Annotated in this window: 16 protein-coding genes; 10 read left to right on the forward strand and 6 right to left on the reverse strand. The window is 72.5% G+C overall.

Features of this window, described 5'->3' with window-relative positions:
* Positions 1-308 precede the first annotated feature (308 nt).
* Positions 309-1,160, forward strand: a complete 852-nt coding sequence (locus tag ACZ4M8_RS17835) for an HAD family hydrolase (protein ID WP_467608289.1) — start codon at positions 309-311, stop codon at positions 1,158-1,160.
* 530 nt (positions 1,161-1,690) lie between these two features.
* Here ACZ4M8_RS17835 and ACZ4M8_RS17840 read toward each other — a convergent pair.
* A complete protein-coding gene (locus ACZ4M8_RS17840) occupies positions 1,691-2,548 on the reverse strand; it encodes a Fic family protein (protein WP_467608291.1) in 858 nt (285 codons plus the stop codon).
* Positions 2,549-2,648: 100 nt separating this feature from the next.
* On the opposite strand from ACZ4M8_RS17840, the gene ACZ4M8_RS17845 reads away from it, so the two are divergent.
* The 7 genes from ACZ4M8_RS17845 to ACZ4M8_RS17875 all read left to right on the forward strand — a co-directional run bounded on the left by ACZ4M8_RS17845 (position 2,649) and on the right by ACZ4M8_RS17875 (position 10,258).
* Entirely contained in the window at positions 2,649-3,635 is a 987-nt protein-coding gene (locus ACZ4M8_RS17845) for an ATP-binding protein (RefSeq protein WP_467608294.1), read from the forward strand.
* Positions 3,636-3,989: 354 nt separating this feature from the next.
* On the forward strand, positions 3,990-4,496 hold the full coding sequence (locus ACZ4M8_RS17850) for a carbonic anhydrase (protein WP_467608296.1): 507 nt from the start codon (positions 3,990-3,992) through the stop codon (positions 4,494-4,496).
* 115 nt (positions 4,497-4,611) lie between these two features.
* Positions 4,612-6,579: an acetate--CoA ligase gene (gene acs, locus ACZ4M8_RS17855; RefSeq protein ID WP_467608299.1), complete on the forward strand. Its 1,968-nt coding sequence runs from the start codon at positions 4,612-4,614 to the stop codon at positions 6,577-6,579.
* Positions 6,580-7,083: 504 nt separating this feature from the next.
* Entirely contained in the window at positions 7,084-8,478 is a 1,395-nt protein-coding gene (nhaA, locus tag ACZ4M8_RS17860) for a Na+/H+ antiporter NhaA (RefSeq protein ID WP_467608300.1), read from the forward strand.
* Between the two features lie 43 nt (positions 8,479-8,521).
* A complete protein-coding gene (locus tag ACZ4M8_RS17865) occupies positions 8,522-8,980 on the forward strand; it encodes a phage holin family protein (protein WP_467608302.1) in 459 nt (152 codons plus the stop codon).
* Positions 8,977-9,903: an alpha/beta fold hydrolase gene (locus ACZ4M8_RS17870; protein ID WP_399087724.1), complete on the forward strand. Its 927-nt coding sequence runs from the start codon at positions 8,977-8,979 to the stop codon at positions 9,901-9,903. Before ACZ4M8_RS17865 ends, ACZ4M8_RS17870 begins: the two co-directional genes overlap by 4 nt.
* A 142-nt stretch (positions 9,904-10,045) precedes the next feature.
* Entirely contained in the window at positions 10,046-10,258 is a 213-nt protein-coding gene (locus ACZ4M8_RS17875) for a hypothetical protein (protein WP_399087726.1), read from the forward strand.
* Positions 10,259-10,330: 72 nt separating this feature from the next.
* Here the strand turns inward: ACZ4M8_RS17875 and ACZ4M8_RS17880 are convergent, their stop codons facing one another.
* From ACZ4M8_RS17880 to nth, 3 genes are all read right to left on the reverse strand, one after another.
* On the reverse strand, positions 10,331-11,530 hold the full coding sequence (locus ACZ4M8_RS17880; protein ID WP_467608305.1) for a MarP family serine protease: 1,200 nt from the start codon (positions 11,528-11,530) through the stop codon (positions 10,331-10,333).
* Between the two features lie 13 nt (positions 11,531-11,543).
* A complete protein-coding gene (locus ACZ4M8_RS17885) occupies positions 11,544-12,197 on the reverse strand; it encodes an NUDIX hydrolase (protein WP_467609136.1) in 654 nt (217 codons plus the stop codon).
* A gap of 315 nt (positions 12,198-12,512) precedes the next feature.
* Entirely contained in the window at positions 12,513-13,592 is a 1,080-nt protein-coding gene (gene nth / locus ACZ4M8_RS17890) for an endonuclease III (RefSeq protein WP_467608307.1), read from the reverse strand.
* Between the two features lie 439 nt (positions 13,593-14,031).
* Here nth and ACZ4M8_RS17895 point away from each other — a divergent pair, with 439 nt between their 5' ends.
* Together ACZ4M8_RS17895 and ACZ4M8_RS17900 are read left to right on the forward strand one after the other, a co-directional pair.
* Positions 14,032-14,706: a Crp/Fnr family transcriptional regulator gene (locus ACZ4M8_RS17895; protein WP_006604164.1), complete on the forward strand. Its 675-nt coding sequence runs from the start codon at positions 14,032-14,034 to the stop codon at positions 14,704-14,706.
* A gap of 206 nt (positions 14,707-14,912) precedes the next feature.
* The gene (locus ACZ4M8_RS17900) at positions 14,913-15,725 is read left to right on the forward strand and encodes a nucleotidyltransferase (RefSeq protein WP_467608309.1); all 813 of its coding nucleotides are present in this window, start codon (positions 14,913-14,915) and stop codon (positions 15,723-15,725) included.
* Positions 15,726-15,762: 37 nt separating this feature from the next.
* Here ACZ4M8_RS17900 and ACZ4M8_RS17905 read toward each other — a convergent pair whose 3' ends face one another.
* Together ACZ4M8_RS17905 and ACZ4M8_RS17910 are read right to left on the reverse strand one after the other, a co-directional pair.
* Positions 15,763-16,593 (reverse strand): MBL fold metallo-hydrolase, encoded by an 831-nt coding sequence (locus ACZ4M8_RS17905; protein WP_467608311.1) that lies wholly within the window; start codon positions 16,591-16,593, stop codon positions 15,763-15,765.
* Positions 16,590-17,492: an NUDIX hydrolase gene (locus ACZ4M8_RS17910; protein ID WP_467608312.1), complete on the reverse strand. Its 903-nt coding sequence runs from the start codon at positions 17,490-17,492 to the stop codon at positions 16,590-16,592. The genes ACZ4M8_RS17905 and ACZ4M8_RS17910 overlap by 4 nt, the downstream gene beginning before the upstream one ends.
* Positions 17,493-17,576: the final 84 nt, after the last annotated feature.

Raw genomic sequence — 17,576 nt, forward strand, 5'->3', positions numbered from 1 at the left:
CGGCGGATTGAGAAGGATCCGCAGAGCAGCCTGACGGATACGAAGAGTGAAGAGTGCGGGCCGCCAGCCACGGCGGTTCAACGGCGCGAAGGGAGAGCGGACCGAAGTGCGGCGCTCGGGCCTGACCCGACAAAATGCGTCCGGACATGCGACGACCCCCGCCGGGGGGGAGAGCGGGGGTCGTCTTCCTCGGCCGACTCGGGGGGGGTGGAGTCGGACCGGGTTAGCACGGTCGCGAACGATCCGTGACTTCCATGGTGTACCCGAGAGCCTTCTCAAGCAAACCCACGCGCGGACCTTACCCCCGAATGGAGGGAGCCTATGCTCGGCCTGTGGAAAACCCCTCCGTGCGCCACTCGAAGCCCCGTACCGCTGCCTTCTTCGATCTCGACAAGACCGTCATTGCAAAGTCGAGCACGCTGACGTTCAGCAAGTCCTTCTACCGTGGTGGCCTGATCAATCGCCGGGCCGCACTGCGTACCGCATATGCACAGTTCCTCTTCCTCGCGGGCGGCGCGGACCACGATCAGATGGAACGGCTGCGCGCCTATCTCTCGTCGCTGTGCCGCGGCTGGGACGTCGCCCAGGTCCGCGAGATCGTCGCCGAGACGCTGCACGACCTGATCGACCCGATCATCTACGACGAGGCCGTCTCCCTGATCGAGGAGCACCATGCGGCCGGCCGCGATGTGGTGATCGTGTCCACCTCGGGCGCGGAGGTCGTCGAGCCGATCGGTGAACTCCTGGGCGCCGACCACGTGGTGGCGACCCGTATGGCCGTCGGCGACGACGGCCGGTTCACCGGAGAGATCGACTACTACGCCTACGGGCCCACCAAGGCGGAAGCCGTACGGGAACTGGCCGCGACCGAGGGGTACGACCTCGCGCGGTCCTTCGCGTACAGCGATTCGGCGACGGACATCCCCATGCTGGAGGCCGTCGGCCGGCCCTTCGCCGTCAATCCCGACCGGGCACTGCGCCGGGAAGCGGCCGCCCGGGAGTGGCCGGTGCTGTCGTTCAGCCGCCCGGTGCCGCTCACCCGGCCGCTGCCGGCGCTGCCCTCGCGGCCGGTGCTCACCCTCGTCGCCGCGGTGGGCGCGGCGGCCGTAGGCGCGAGCCTGGTGTACGCGGCGCGGCGCCGCCGGGGCTACGCGGCCTGAAGTGACGGGGCGCGCGGACGGGAAACTCCGGCGCGCCCCGATCCGTCCCGGAGATATTCCTGACGCGCCTTCGCCCGGAACCCTGAGATCTCCCGGAAAAGCGGCGCCGGGCCGATGGAATCCCCGGCGACGGGGCACCGTATACCCAACAGACCACCAGCCACTTCGCCCTTATCGCCCGTTATTGAAGGCAAAAGTAAAGAAATGCGGCCAAGGGTTCCGCTTGTCGGGGGCCTGGGGTACAAAGGAATCACGGCCCGCGAGACCAAGGACGTCCGAGAGGATCACCTGTAACGCAGTAAGGCCCACGGACCGATGCATGAATGCCGCGCACCCACGCGACGCCGACCCGTCGATTACGGGCCAGCCGCACCAGGCGACGGACGAAGTCTCCGGCCTGATGGGCATCGAGAGTGCACGCATGGTCACGCGGCGGACGTGCCAGCGGCGGTACGTATCAGCACCACGTACCGCCGCAACTCCTGCCCGGGGTCGGCCAGAGCGCCGAGAAGCCCTGGGCCTACGGGTACTCAAGCGGCGCCGCGCTGCAGCGCCTCGCAGACCGCCGTCGATTCCCTCACGCCCAGTTCCACGGCGCGGCCGCAGTGCGCGATCCAGGCGGCCACCCCGTCGGGCGTCCCGGAGACGTACCCCTCCAGCGCGGCCATGTATGCGGCCCGGCCCTGCTCCGCGTGACCGACCTCGGCCGGGCAGATGGACTTCGGGTCGAGGCCGCTGCCGATCAGCACGATCCGCTCCGCGGCGCGCGCCACCAGGCCGTTGTGCGAGCCGAAGGGGCGCAGCGCCAGCAGTTCACCGTGGACCACGGCGGCGGTCACCAGGGCGGGCGCCTCACTGCCGGCGAGCAGCAGCCGCGCCAGCCCGTCCAGCCGTCCCGCCACCTCGTCCGCGTCGGGCAGCGGCAGTTCGATCAATGGCTCGTCGACCGGCTCCGCCGCCAGCCGCGGGCGTCCGACCGTATCGTCCGCGCCGCTGCCACCGGCCGCCACCAGGTGCAGCCGTGCCAGCACCCGCAGCGGCGACTGCCGCCACACACTGAGCAGTTGGCCCGCCTCGGCGGTCAGCCGGAGCGCCGCACCGACCGTCGCCGGTTCGCCTTCCGCGCTGAAGTCGGTGCGCCGCCGGACCTCCTCCAGCGCCCAGTCGGCTCCCGCGAGCGCGGCGGAACCGCGCGCTCCGCGCAGCGCCGCCTCGGAGATGACCTCCACACTGCGGCGGCGCATGATCCGGTGCCCGTAGAGCCGGTCCACGCCCTTGCGCACGGAGTCCACCGCGTCGTCGACGCCCGGGAGCGATGCCAGAGCCGCCAGCGGATCGCCGTCCGCCCGCGGGGGATGCGGGGCCGTGCCCCGGGTGTCTGCAGCCATGGGTACGACCCTACGCACCCGGTGGCCGCACCCCCGAAGGAGTGGTCTTCTTCACGCGGGGTTCTCACTGAGCGCGATAAGCAGATTACTGTTGGTGAACATGAAGATCGCTTTCGTAGGAAAGGGCGGCAGCGGCAAGACCACCCTGTCCTCCCTGTTCATCCGCCACCTCGCGGCTGCCCACGTCCCCGTGATCGCGGTGGACGCCGACATCAACCAGCACCTAGGGGCCGCCCTGGGCCTGGACGAGGCGGCCGCCGCCGCGCTCCCCGCGATGGGCGCCCAACTTCCGCTGATCAAGGAGTACCTGCGCGGCAGCAACCCGCGCATCGCCTCCGCCGAGACGATGATCAAGACGACGCCCCCGGGAGACGGCTCCCAGCTCCTGCGCGTCGGCGGCGACAACCCCGTCTACGACGCCTGCGCCCGCACGGTGCCGCTCGACGACGCCTCGGTGCGGCTGATGGCCACGGGCCCGTTCACCGAGTCCGACCTGGGCGTCGCCTGCTACCACTCCAAGGTCGGCGCGGTCGAGCTGTGCCTGAACCACCTCGTGGACGGCCGCCAGGAGTACGTCGTCGTCGACATGACCGCCGGATCGGACTCCTTCGCCTCCGGGATGTTCACCCGCTTCGACATGACGTTCCTGGTCGCCGAGCCGACCCGTAAGGGCATCGCCGTCTACCGCCAGTACAAGGAGTACGCGCGGGACTTCGATGTCAGCCTGAAGGTGGTGGGCAACAAGGTGCAGGGCCCCGACGACCTCGCGTTCCTGCGCGCGGAGGTGGGCGACGACCTGCTGGTGACGGTCGGCCACTCGGACTGGGTGCGGGCCATGGAGAAGGGTCACCCCGCCCCGTTCGCCGAGCTGGAGGAGGCCAACCGCCGCGCCCTGGAGACCCTGCACGGCGCCGCCGACGCGTCGTACGCGCGTCGCGACTGGCAGCGCTACACCCGCCAGATGGTGCACTTCCACCTGAAGAACGCGGAGAGCTGGGGCAACGCGAAGACCGGCGCGGACCTCGCCGCACAGGTCGATCCGGCGTTCGTCCTCACCGAGGGGGCGGCGGCTCCGCAGCCGGTCTGATCCGCCCGCCGGCGGCGACCGCTCGCCGCCGGCCACGCCCACTCCTCTTTCCGGCCGCGCCTCTTTGGGACTCCGGCCGTACGCATGCGGCTTTACCGGATGAAACCCTTCAGGGGCCAGAATTCACCGGAATGGGCGACGAAAAGCAGAGCAGGGGCGCACGCATTCACCCTTCAGGGCGAATACATAGGTCACTTGCTCGAAAATGCTTCTCATGCTCTTTGCGCGAGATTACGCTCCCATTACCGAACACGGAGAGTGACCGAGTCTCGTCTCGCGCCATGTTCCACCGGCCGGCTCGTACCTCCGCAGCCACCGCGGCCCGTCCGAGCGCGCCGCCCCGAGGAGCCGGACATGTCGCAGACCGAGCAGAAGACACCGCAGCCACACACCACCCACCACCCGCACGACCCGCCCCGCACCGTTCCGCGCACCGCCCTGCGGCAAGGGCTCACCTTCGCCGCCCTCTTCCTCCTCGCCGCCCCGCTGTCGGCCGGTATCGCCCTCACGCCCGGCGCCGCCCCCGGAGAGCCACTCGATCCGACCGCGCTGGAGCGCTGGCTGCGGCACGGTGCGCCGAGTCTGGCGCGGATGGCGGGCGCCCCGGGCCACGCCGCCGACGACACCGCCCTGACCGGCCGCCCGGTGGCCGACGCCCAGGAACGGCTCGCGCTGGTCAACATCCGTCAGCAGCTCGACCACTTGCGGGCGTACCCCTGTGTGGCCCGCCGGGTGGCGGAGGGCTCACTCGCCCTCCACGGCATGTACTTCCACGTCGGCGAGGCCCAGGCGTACGTCCTGGACGACGTCGGCGGGCGCTTCTCGGCCGTACGCGCCGAAGCCGCACCGATACCGGCCTGACCTGCAAACTCTACAGGTCTACACCAATTTTCCCCGACAGCCCTTGTCAGGGCGTACCGCGGGCTGATGAGCTATGACCCGGGACACACCGGACGCCCTGGGAATGGGAGATGTCGTGAGCAACGAGAGCAGTCTGGCCAACCTCCTCAAGGAGGAACGGCGGTTCACGCCGCCCGCCGACCTGGCCGCGCACGCCAACGTCACGGCAGCGGCGTACGAGCAGGCGGCGTCGGACCGGCTGGACTTCTGGGCGGAGCAGGCCAAGCGGCTGAGCTGGCAGACGCCGCCCACCCAGACGCTCGACTGGTCCAACGCGCCCTTCGCGAAGTGGTTCGCCGACGGCAAGCTCAACGTCGCGTACAACTGCGTGGACCGCCACGTCGAGAACGGCCTGGGCGACCGCGTCGCGCTGCACTTCGAGGGCGAGCCCGGCGACAGCCGCTCGATCACCTACGCCGAGTTGCAGCGCGAGGTCTCCAAGGCGGCCAACGCCCTGACGGAGCTGGGCGTCGAGGCCGGCGACCGGGTCGCGCTGTACATGCCGATGATCCCGGAGACGATCATCGCCATGCTGGCCTGCGCCCGGCTGGGCGCCCCGCACTCCGTCGTCTTCGGCGGCTTCTCGGCGGACGCGCTGGCCACCCGTATCCAGGACGCGGACGCCCGCGTGGTGATCACCGCCGACGGCGGCTACCGCCGCGGCAAGCCGTCCGCCCTCAAGCCCGCCGTCGACGAGGCGCTGACCAAGCCCGGCACGGAGAACGTCCGCAACGTCCTCGTCGTGCGCCGCACCGGCCAGGACACCGCCTGGACCGAGGGCCGCGACCTGTGGTGGGACGAGACCGTCGGCCGGCAGAGCGAGACGCACACGCCCGAGGCGTTCGACGCCGAGCACCCGCTGTTCATCCTCTACACCTCCGGCACCACCGGTAAGCCCAAGGGCATCCTGCACACCACCGGCGGCTACCTCACCCAGGTGGCCTACACCCACCACGCCGTCTTCGACCTCAAGCCGGAGACCGACGTCTACTGGTGCACCGCCGACGTCGGCTGGGTGACGGGCCACTCGTACATCACCTACGGGCCGCTCGCCAACGGCGCGACGGAGGTGCTGTACGAGGGCACGCCGGACACCCCGCACCAGGGCCGCTGGTGGGAAATCGTCCAGAAGTACGGCGTCACGCTCCTCTACACCGCGCCCACCGCGATCCGCGCCTGCATGAAGTGGGGCGACGACATCCCGGCGAAGTTCGACCTGTCGTCGCTGCGGGTCCTGGGGTCGGTCGGCGAGCCGATCAATCCCGAGGCATGGATGTGGTACCGCAAGCACATCGGCGGCGACTCCGCCCCCGTCGTCGACACCTGGTGGCAGACGGAGACGGGCGCGATGATGCTCAGCCCGCTGCCGGGCGTCACCGCGGCCAAGCCCGGTTCGGCGCAGGGCCCGCTGCCCGGTATCTCCGCGACCGTCGTGGACGACGACGGCAACGAGGTGCCCGACGGCGCCGGCGGCTACCTCGTACTGACCGAGCCGTGGCCGTCGATGCTCCGCACCATCTGGGGGAACGACCAGCGCTACCTCGACACGTACTGGTCGCGCTTCGAGGGCAGGTACTTCGCGGGCGACGGCGCCAAGAAGGACGAGGACGGCGACATCTGGCTGCTGGGCCGGGTCGACGACGTCATGCTCGTCTCCGGCCACAACATCTCCACCACCGAGGTGGAGTCGGCGCTGGTCTCCCACCCGAAGGTCGCCGAAGCGGCGGTGGTCGGCGCCACGGATCCGCAGACCACCCAGGCGATCTGCGCCTTCGTGATCCTGCGCGGGTCGGCGGACGCGGAGGACGCGTCGCTGGTCGAGGAGTTGCGGGCGCATGTGGCGCAGCACCTCGGCCCGATCGCCAAGCCGAAGCGGATCATGCCGGTCGCCGAACTGCCCAAGACCCGCTCCGGCAAGATCATGCGCCGGCTGCTGCGGGACGTCGCCGAGAACCGCGACCTCGGTGACGTCAGCACGCTCACCGACTCCTCCGTCATGGATCTCATCCAGGCGAAGCTGCCTGCGGCGGCGAGCGAGGACTGACCTCGGGCGCGGCATCACCGCGCCCGACGCGGCACGGCCCGTGGGGGCACCGGCAGGACGGCCGGTGCCCCCACGGCGTTCTCCGGTCCGGCGTTCCCCCGTCCGCCCGAGAGGCCGGGAGCCGCTACGACGGCGCAGGTCAGGACGGCCGAGCCCACGCGCCCTCACACCGGAGTGAGATCGACACGGCGCCGCCCCCGCGGTCCGGACCCGGGGGGCACCTCGCCGCCGTCGCGGCGTCCGATGACAAGCACCGCGGGACGACCACCCCGACCGGCCGAGCTCGTGCCGCCCGCCCCACCCCACGGCGAACCCCCTCCCGCCGCCCCCAGGCCCATCCGGCGTTATGTCCGTAAAGTGAGGAAGGCCCCGCAGGTGAGGGCACCCGCCCGGTACAGTGGGAGCGGCGTCAAGGAAACGCCAAGATCTCAGGGTGCGCCGGGAAGTCTGGTCGGCAACTGCAACAGCCGTACTCAGCTGCCGAAACCGCCGGAGGTCAGCCCCGTGAGCGCCCCCCAGAACCGCCGTTCCCTCTTCCTCGGCCGTCTGCCACTGCCCGAGCGGAACTTCATCGCCGACGCGCTCCGCACCGAAACGGTCGGCGGAATCCTCCTCCTCGTCGCCGCCGTGGCCGCCCTGATCTGGGCCAACGCCTTCGGCGGCAGTTACGAGGCGGTCCGCGGCTTCCACCTCGGCCCCGCCTCCCTCGGCCTCGACCTCTCCATCGAGCACTGGGCCGCCAACGGCCTGCTGGCCCTCTTCTTCTTCGTCGCCGGCATCGAGCTGAAGCGCGAACTCGTCGCCGGCGAACTGCGCGACCCCAAGGCGGCGGCGCTCCCGGTGATCGCCGCGCTCTGCGGTATGGCGATGCCCGCGCTCGTCGATGTCGCCGTCAACCTCGTCGGGGGCGGCTCCCTGGGCGGCTGGGCGGTCCCCACCGCCACCGACATCGCCTTCGCGCTGGCCGTCCTCGCCGTCATCGGCACGTCCCTGCCGTCCGCGCTGCGCGCCTTCCTGCTCACCCTGGCCGTCGTCGACGACCTCTTCGCCATCCTGATCATCGCGGTCTTCTTCACCTCGCAGATCAACTTCCTGGCGCTCGGCCTGGCCGTCGTCGGCCTCGGCGTCTTCCACCTGCTGCTGCGCAAGGGCGTCCGCGGCTGGTACGTCTACGTGCCGCTGGGCGTGGTCATCTGGGCGCTGATGGAGAACAGCGGGGTGCACGCCACCATCGCGGGCGTCGCGATGGGCCTGATGCTGCGCTGCACCCCCCGCGAGGGCGAGACCCACTCCCCCGGCGAGCACATCGAGCACCTGGTCCGCCCGCTCTCCGCGGGCCTGGCCGTACCGCTCTTCGCACTCTTCTCCGCCGGGGTGTCCATCTCCGGCGGCGCCCTGCGCGAGGTCTTCACCCGCCCCGAGACCCTCGGTGTGGTCCTCGGTCTCGTCGTCGGCAAGACGCTCGGCATCTTCGGCGGTACGTGGCTGACCGCCCGCTTCACCCGCGCCCGGCTCAACCCCGACCTCAAGTGGCCCGACCTCTTCGCCGTCGCCACCCTCGCCGGCATCGGCTTCACCGTCTCCCTGCTCATCGGCGAACTCGCCTTCGGCGACGACCCGGCGCTCACCGAGGAGATCAAGGCGTCCGTCCTGCTCGGCTCGCTGATCGCCGCCGGCTGCGCCACCGTCCTGCTCAAACTCCGCAACAACAAGTACCGCGCCCTGTGCGACGAGGAGGAGCGCGACGAGGACCGGGACGGCATACCCGACATCTACGAGAAGGGCGACCCGGCGTACCACTTGCGGATGGCCGCGATGCTGGAGGCGCAGGCGGCGGAACACCGGCGGCTTGCCGAAGTGGCTACCGGCGCCGACGCCGGGGACGATGGTCCGGCATGATCTGAGAGGCTTTGCCTACGCAGCAGACATAAGGGAGACGGCGATGAGTTCAGCCGACGACGGCGCAGACCGCAGCCTCGGCCAGTTGGTGGCGACGGCCACCGCCGAGTTGTCCGCACTCGTGCACGACGAGATCGCACTGGCCAAGGCCGAGCTGCGACTGGACGCGAAGCGGGCGGGCATCGGCGGCGCCGCCTTCATCGTCGCCGGGGTACTGGTGCTCTTCGCCCTGCCGGTGCTGAGCTTCGCCGCGGCGTACGGCATCCACAACCTCGGCCTGGGACTTGCCTGGTCGTTCCTGATCGTCGGCGGCGCCTTCATCGTCATCGCGCTGCTGCTGGCGCTGATCGCGCTCGCCAAGATCAAGAAGATCAAGAAGCCGGAGAAGTCCATCGCCTCCGCCAAGCAGACCGCGGCCGTCCTCCAGAAGGCCAAGCCGCACCCGCGCCCGGAGCCCGCGGACCACCCGGTCCTGGAGTCCGTGACACGCACCTCGGCATGACGGTCCCCGACAGCACCGCACCGGTCGTACGCCCCGACGGACCCTGGACGCACCGGGACGTCGCGGCGAACGGCGCCCGGTTCCACATCGCGGAGATGGGCGACGGCCCGCTGGTGCTGCTGTTGCACGGCTTCCCGCAGTTCTGGTGGACCTGGCGTCACCAGCTGCCGGTGCTCGCCGAGGCGGGCTACCGCGCCGTCGCGATGGACCTGCGCGGCGTCGGCGGCAGCGACCGCACCCCGCGCGGCTACGACCCGGCCAACCTCGCCCTCGACGTCACCGGCGTCATCCGCTCCCTCGGTGAGCCGGACGCCGCGCTCGTCGGCCACGACCTGGGCGGCTACCTCGCGTGGACGGCGGCGGTGATGCGGCCGAAGCTGGTGCGCCGCCTCGCCGTCGCCTCGATGCCGCACCCGCGGCTGTGGCGCCGCGCGATGCTCGCCGACGCCCGGCAGACCCGCCGCAGCGCCCACATCTGGGGCTTCCAGCGACCGTGGCTGCCCGAGCGGGCGCTGGTCGCCGACGACGCCGCCCGGGTCGGCGAGATGCTTCACGACTGGTCCGGCCCGCAGCCCCTGGACGAGGACGCCGTCACCGTCTACCGGCGGGCCATGGGCATCCCCTCGACGGCCCACTGCTCCATCGAGCCGTACCGCTGGATGGTCCGCTCCCTGGGCCGCCCCGACGGCCTGCAGTTCAACCGCCGGATGAAGCTGCCGGTACGCGTCCCGACGCTGCATCTGCACGGCTCGCTCGACCCGGTGATGCGCACCCGCACCGCCGCGGGCTCCGGCGCGTACGTCGAGGCCCCCTACCGCTGGCGGCTCTTCGACGGGCTCGGCCACTTCCCCCACGAGGAGGACCCGGTGGCGTTCTCCACGGAGCTGGTCAACTGGCTCCGGGACCCCGAGCCGGACCGCTGACGGGGCCTGCCGGGCCCACGGAATCAGCCCGGCGAACCGGCGGGGAACGCGGCGGTGACAGGCGGCCAATTGCCTGGCGCATAGGCCGATTGGCGGGCCACGCGGCGGTTACGGACCTCGGACCACGGGCAGAGTCGAGGGTATGGGCTGGACGCACGACTACCGTGACGTGGCACGCAACCGCCGCAGCAGTGCCGCTGCCGTGGGTACGCGGGACAGGGGCACCACCGACCTCCGGGCCGGCGGGCCCGCGGGTCCCCCGCACCCGGATTCCGCGCACCCGATGGGCATCCCCCGCATCCTGCGCCGCAGAGCGCGGTGGATGAGCGCGCGGTTGCGCCATCCCCGCGGCTGACACGGCGACGGCGGGCACCGCGCGGGGCTTCTCCCGCCGATACCCGCCGCCCGGTCGCGCAGCTCCGGTCGCTCAGATCGCGCAGCCCTCGGTGTCCACCGGACGCCGGGCGGTCCGCCCCTTGACGACATCCTCGTGGATCTCGCGGGCGGTCAGCGCGTAGCCGGTCTGCGCGTCGTCGAGGGACTTGGCGAACACCACGCCGTACACCTCGCCCCTCGGGGTGAGCAGCGGGCCGCCGGAGTTGCCCTGCCGCACCGTCGCGTAGAGCGAGTACACGTCGCGGGCGACCGTGCCCCGGTGGTAGATGTCCGGGCCGTTGGCCTGGATACGGCCGCGGATGCGGGCGGCGCGGACGTCGTAGCCGCCGTTCTCGGGGAAGCCGGCGACGATGGCGCTGTTGCCGCTCGCCGCGCCGGAGTCGGCGAACCGCAGCGCGGGCGCCCGCAGCGCGGGGACGTCGAGCACCGCGATGTCCCGCTCCCAGTCGTAGAGGACGACCTTGGCGTCGTAGGTCGCGCCCTCGCCGCCGATCTGCACGGTCGGTTCGGAGACGCCGCCGACGACGTGGGCGTTGGTCATCACGCGGTGCGGCGCGAAGACGAAACCGCTGCCCTCCAGGACCTTGCCGCAACTGGGTGCCGTCCCGACGACCTTGACGATGCTGCGCTTGGCCCGGCCCGAGACCGGGCTGTGCGCCAGCTGCGGGTCGGGCGCCGGGACGGAGGTGATCGGTTCGTTGGAGAACGGTGTGAAGACCTGCGGGAAGCCGTTCTGCGCGAGGACCGAGGAGAAGTCCGTGAACCACGTCGTCGCCTGCTGCGGCATCACCCGCGAGACGCCCAGCAGCACCTTGGAGTTGCGGACCTCCTTGCCGAGCGTCGGCAGCGACGTACCGGCCAGCGCGGAGCCGATCAGCCAGGCCACCAGCAGCATCGCCACGACGTTGACGAGCGCGCCGCCGGTGGCGTCCAGCGCCCGCGCCGGTGACCACGTGATGTGGCGGCGCAGCTTGTTGCCCAGATGGGTGGTGAGCGCCTGCCCGACGGAGGCACAGATGATGACGATGGCGACGGCGGCGATGGCCGCGAAGGTGCCGGGGGTGGCGTCGTCGGTGACCTCGTTCCAGATCACGGGCAGGACGTAGACCGCGATCAGGCCACCGCCGAGGAAGCCGAGCACGGACAGGATGCCGACGACGAAGCCTTGCCGATAGCCGACGATCGCGAACCACACGGCGGCGACCAGCAACAGGATGTCCAGGACGTTCACGCCGGACACCGTCTCACGCGCTCCGGTCGAGCGGGACCTGCTTCGTGCGGTCCCACGGGATCTCCCAGCCCGCGTAGTGCAGCAGACGGTCGATGACTCCGGCGGTGAAACCCCAGACCAGGGCCGACTCGACGAGGAACGCCGGGCCGGTGTGGCCGCGCGGATGGCGGGCCGTCACCCGGTGGGCGGGGTCCGTGAGATCCGCCACGGGGACGGTGAACACCCGGGCCGTCTCCGCCGCGTCGACCGCGCCGACCGGACTGGGCTCGCGCCACCAGCCGAGCACCGGCGTCACCACGAAGCCGCTGACGGGGATGTAGAGCCGCGGCAGCACTCCGAAGACCTGCACGCCCGCCGGGTCGAGCCCGGTCTCCTCCTGGGCCTCCCGCAGCGCGGCCCGCACCGGACCGCTGCCTTCCGGGTCGCCGTCCTCCGGGTCGAGCGCGCCCCCGGGGAACGAGGGCTGCCCGGCGTGCGAGCGCAGCGTCCCGGCCCGCTCCATCAGCAGCAGCTCCGGGCCGCGGGGTCCCTGCCCGAAGAGGACCAGCACCGCGGACTGCCGGCCGCCGCTCTCCGGCGGCAGGAAGCTGCTGAGCTGGTGCGGTTCGACGGTCTCGGCCGCGCGGACGACCGGATCCAGCCACTCGGGCAGCCCCTCGGTGCTCACCCGGGCCTGCGGGAGGCGCCCGGCGCTCCCGGGCGCGGCGGTGGCCGCGGTTCCGGCCGCGGCGGTGGCCGCGGTTCCGGGCGCGGCCGTCCCGCCCCCGTGCGCCGCCGGTCCGTCCTGCGGCGCCGCTCCCCCGGCGGACCGCTGCGCCGCGGCCCGCCCGTCGCCGGTCCGCTCGCCGTACTGCTCCCGTGCACTCGTCATACGCGCCCCCTCAAGGCCCTGGTTCGGTGTGCGGCGCCCGGGGCGCGGCCTCGCGGCCCGTCCCGGGGGCCGCCGGTGCGGCCCGTACCGCCGAGGCGGCCGGGGCCGGTGTCATGAGGCGGCCGGGGCCCCCAGCGGGGGCGCTGGCCTGCCGGGGTAACCGGCGGGCGGGTTGAGCCGCTGCCCCGGCTGCCCGCCCAGCTCGTACTTGAGCAGCTTCTTCGCCTTCTCCGGGTCGGTCTCGCCCTCGCCGTACGACGGGCAGAGCGGGGCGATGCCGCAGGCGCCGCAGGCGGGCTTGCGGGAGTGGCAGACGCGGCGGCCGTGGAAGACGACGCGGTGCGAGAGCATCGTCCACTCGCTCTTGGGGAAGAGCGCGGCGACGTCCGCCTCGACCTTCTCCGGGTCCTCCTGCGTGGTCCAGCCGAAGCGGCGCGACAGGCGGCCGAAGTGGGTGTCGACGGTGATGCCGGGGACGCCGAAGGCGTTGCCGAGCACGACGTTGGCGGTCTTGCGGCCGACGCCGGGGAGCGTGACCAGGTCCTCCAGACGGCCGGGCACCTCACCGCCGAAGCGGTCGCGCAGCGCCGCCGACAGGCCGAGCAGCGACCGTGCCTTGGCCCGGAAGAAGCCCGTCGGCCGGATCAGCTCCTCCAACCGCTCCGGGTCCATCGCCGCCATGTCCTCCGGGGTGGGGCAGGCGGCGAAGAGAGCCGGGGTGGTCTGGTTGACCCGCAGGTCGGTGGTCTGCGCGGAGAGCACCGTCGCGACCAGAAGCTCGAAGGGGTTGGTGAAGTCCAGCTCCGGATGGGCGTACGGATACAGCTCGGCCAGCTCGCGGTTGATCCGCCGGGCCCGCCGCACCAGCGCGACGTGCGACTCGGGCTTCCGGGCGGGAGCCTTCGCGGTGGTCTTCCCGGTGGCGGTCTTCTTCGCGGTCGTCTTCTTGGCGGTCGTCTTTTTCGTGACGGTCTTCTCGGCAGCGGTCGCGGTCGTCCTCTTGGCTGCCGCCTTCTTCGCCGTGGTCTTCTTCACCGCCGCCCCGGCGGCCTTCTTGGCCGTGGCCTTCTTGGCCGTGGCCTGTTTCGCGGCCGCCTTCTTGACCGCCGCTCGCGACGTGGCCGCCTCCGCGCCGTTCCGCCCGGCCGGGGGTGTGGTCTGTTCCGTCGTCTTCGCTGGGGTGTGTTTCACGCGGCCCTCTTCCGTACCGACTTGCGCCGTGCCGACTTCCGTACCGGGTCCGCCGCCGGCCGCCTCGCGGGGTGTGGCGCACCGGGGGCGCGGGGCGTCCGCGCCGCCCCGCGCGCGTGCGGCGGCGGGAGCGGCGATTTGGTGCTTACCTTCGCTTCCGGGGCATTCACGGACGGGCGTTCGCCCAGAGCGGAATCGCGTTCGGCGGTCACTCGCTCAGCCCCCTCGTCCCGTGCTCTCACCGGCGTGTTGGACACTCGGCCAGACTACGGCCACCCACCGACATCCGACTCGATCACCGGTTTTCACCACCCCGATCGGCCCCCTGGCGTAGGGCTCGGGCCGGCGGTCCGGCAAACTTGTGATTGATCGCACTGTTTTGCATTCCGGCATGATGGGGACCACAGTCCCCCGGAGCATGTCGACAAGGAGAGATCTCGTGGACGACGTTCTGCGGCGCGCACCGCTCTTCGCGGCGCTCGACGATGAGCAGGCGGCGGAGCTGCGCGCCTCGATGGGAGAGGTCACGCTCGCTCGCGGCGACGCCCTGTTCCACGAAGGGGACCCCGGCGACCGCCTGTACGTGGTCACCGAGGGCAAGGTGAAGCTGCACCGCACCTCCCCGGACGGCCGCGAGAACATGCTCGCCGTCCTCGGCCCCGGCGAGCTGATCGGTGAGCTGTCGCTCTTCGACCCGGGCCCGCGGACCGCCACCGCCTCCGCCCTCACCGAGGTCAAGCTCCTCGGTCTGGGCCACGGCGACCTCCAGCCGTGGCTGAACGCCCGGCCCGAGGTGGCCACCGCCCTGCTGCGCGCCGTCGCCCGGCGCCTGCGCAAGACCAACGACCAGATGTCCGACCTGGTCTTCTCGGACGTTCCCGGCCGCGTGGCCCGCGCCCTGCTGGATCTGTCGCGCCGCTTCGGCGTGCAGTCCGAGGAGGGCATCCACGTCGTCCACGACCTGACGCAGGAGGAGCTGGCCCAGTTGGTGGGCGCCTCCCGCGAGACGGTCAACAAGGCCCTCGCCGACTTCGCGGGCCGCGGCTGGCTGCGCCTGGAGGCCCGCGCCGTGATCCTCCTCGACGTCGAGCGGCTGGCGAAGCGCTCCCGCTGACCCCGGGCGCCGCCCCCGCGGCGGCGCCCCGCTCCCGGCCCGTACGGCGCCGCGGAGCCGCCACTCCGCGCCCGGGGCCGTCCGGGGCCTGAAAACCGCATGAGCGGCCGCGTACGGCGTCTCCTTGGGCATGTACGCGTCCACCCCGCGCCTCCGGGACACGAAATCCGATGGCCCGCGCCCGGACGCGCCGTCATGCTGGCGCCATGAGCGACTCCACCGGGCCGGGACTCGACCAGGACGGCTGCTTCCTCCGGGAGGGCGCGCTCGCGCGGATCACCGAGGAGTTCGCCCCCGTGGCGGCGGCCGCCCGCGAGTGGAGCGGGGCGCGCTTCGGCGCCCGGCTGCACAGCGCGTACCTCTACGGCAGCATCCCGCGCGGCACCGCCGTCCCCGGGCTCTCCGACCTCGACCTGCTGCTCGCGCTCCACGAGGCGCCCACCCCCGAGGACCGCACCACCGCCGACGCCCTGGGCACGGAACTCGACGCGGCCTTTCCGCAGATCGACGGCGCGGGCGTGCTGATCGACGGGGTGGAGCGGCTGCTCAGCGCGCGGGAGCGGTACGACCTGGGCTGGTTCGTGGCCTGCCTGTGCACCCCGCTCGCCGGGCCCGATCTGGCCGCCCGGCTGCCCCGCTACCGCCCGACCTCACTGCTGGCCCGGGAGACCAACGGTGACCTCTTCCGGCTGCTGCCGGGGATGCGCGAGCGCGCCGCGGCGGCGCGTACGGAGGCGGAGCGGCGGCGGCTGACCCGGGGGATGAGCCGGCATCTGGTACGCACCGGCTTCACGCTCGTGATGCCGCGGTGGGGCGGCTGGACCAGTGATCTGGACGGGATGGCCGAGGCGTTCGGCCGCTACTACCCGGCGCGCGCAGAGCAGATGCGCGCCGCCGCCCGAGCCGCCCGCGCCCCGGCGGAGCACCCCGCACTGCTCGACGACCTGCTGACCGGTCTCGCGCCCTGGCTGGCCGACGAGTACCTGGCCGTCCACGGTCCGAAGGCGCCCCGCCCCTGAGCGGAGCGCCCCGGGCACCTCAGATCAGCCGGACGCCTCAGATCAGTCCGTGCTCCCCCAGGTACTCCAGCTGCGCCCGTACGGACAGTTCGGCGGCGGGCCACAGGGAACGGTCGACGTCGGCGTAGACCGCGGCGACGACCTCGGACGCCGTGCGGTGGCCGTCCTCGACCGCGGTCTCCACCTGGGCGAGGCGGTTGGCGCGGTGCGCCAGGTAGAACTCCACGGCGCCCTGGGCGTCGTCCAGGACCGGACCGTGCCCGGGGAGCACCGTCGTCACCCCGTCGTCGACGGTCAGCGAGCGCAGGCGGCGCAGCGAGTCCAGGTAGTCGCCGAGCCGCCCGTCGGGGTGGGCGACCATCGTGGTGCCGCGCCCCAGGACGGTGTCGCCGGTCAGGACGGCGGCGTCGGCGGGCAGATGGAACGAGAGCGAGTCGGCGGTGTGCCCGGGGGTGGGCACGACGCGCAGCTCCAGACCGCCGGTGGTGATCACGTCACCGGCGCCCAACCCTTCGTCCCCCAGGCGCAGCGCCGGGTCCAGGGCGCGGACGGCCGTGCCGGTCAGCTCGGCGAAGCGGGCGGCGCCCTCGGCGTGATCGTGGTGCCCATGGGTGAGCAGGGTCAGCGCGACCCGTTTGCCGGTCCGCTCGGTGGCGTCGATGACGGCTTGCAGGTGGCCCTCGTCGAGCGGCCCGGGGTCGATGACGACGGCCGACGAGGAGCCGGGCTCGGCGACGATCCAGGTGTTGGTGCCGTCGAGCGTCATCGCCGACGGGTTGGGCGCCAGGACGCACCGGGCGCGGTCGGTGGCCGGTCCGGAGACCACCGCGCCCCGGGGCTGTCCCGGGAGGGCTGCCGCGTTCGTCATACCGGGTCTCCGTCCGTGGCGCCGTCGGGGCCCGCCCCGTCCGGTGCGATGTGCTTGGTGAACTCCTCGTGGCCCGGCCAGGTCAGCTCGATCTCGCCGCCGCGCAGCCGCGCGCGGGCCAGTACCGGTGTCAGATCGCACCGCGCGGACGCCTCCAGAGCCGCGGCGGCGGACCCGTACGGCTCCAGGGCGCGCAGCGTGGCGAGGGTCGGCGGCATCATCAGCAGGTCGCCGCGTTCGTATCCGGCGATGGCGTCGGCCGGGCGGGTCCACACGGTGCGGTCCGCCTCCGTGGAGGCGTTACGGGTGCGCTGGCCCTCGGGGAGCGCGGCGACGAAGAACCACGTGTCGTAGCGGCGCGGTTCGAACTCGGGGGTGACCCAGCGGGCCCAGGCGCCCAGCAGGTCGGAGCGGAGCACCAGCCCGTGGCGGCCGAGGAAGTCGGCGAAGGAGAGGTCGTGGGCGACGAGGGCGGCGCGGCCGGCCTCCCAGTCGTCGCCGGTGGTGTCCGCGACGACGGTCGTCGCGGAGGGGCCCGCGAGCAGCACCCCGGACTCCTCGAACGTCTCGCGTACGGCGGCGCAGACGACGGACTGCGCGGTGGCCTCGTCGGTGCCGAGCCGCGCGGCCCATTCGGCGCGCGAGGGCCCGGCCCAGGCCACCGGCGCTTCGTCGCGCGGGTCCACGGAGCCACCCGGATAGGCGTACGCGCCTCCGGCGAAGGCCATGGAGGCGCGTCTGCGCAGCATGTGCACGGCGGGCCCGCCGTCGCCGTCCCGCAGCAGCAGGACGGTCGCGGCCCGCCGGGGCTCGGCGGGGGTCAGCTCGCCGTTCACGAGCGCCCGGATGAGGTCCGGCCACTCCGGCGGATACCACTGGCCATTGGTCGTCGACGACATGGCCGGATGCTATGCGCTCACGCGCGGATGTTCGAGGGGCCCTTTCCGGCACCCGGTGTGCGGCCCGCCCGGCCCCGTACGGCA

It is taken from the genome of Streptomyces sp. NPDC027185 (genome assembly GCF_055567035.1).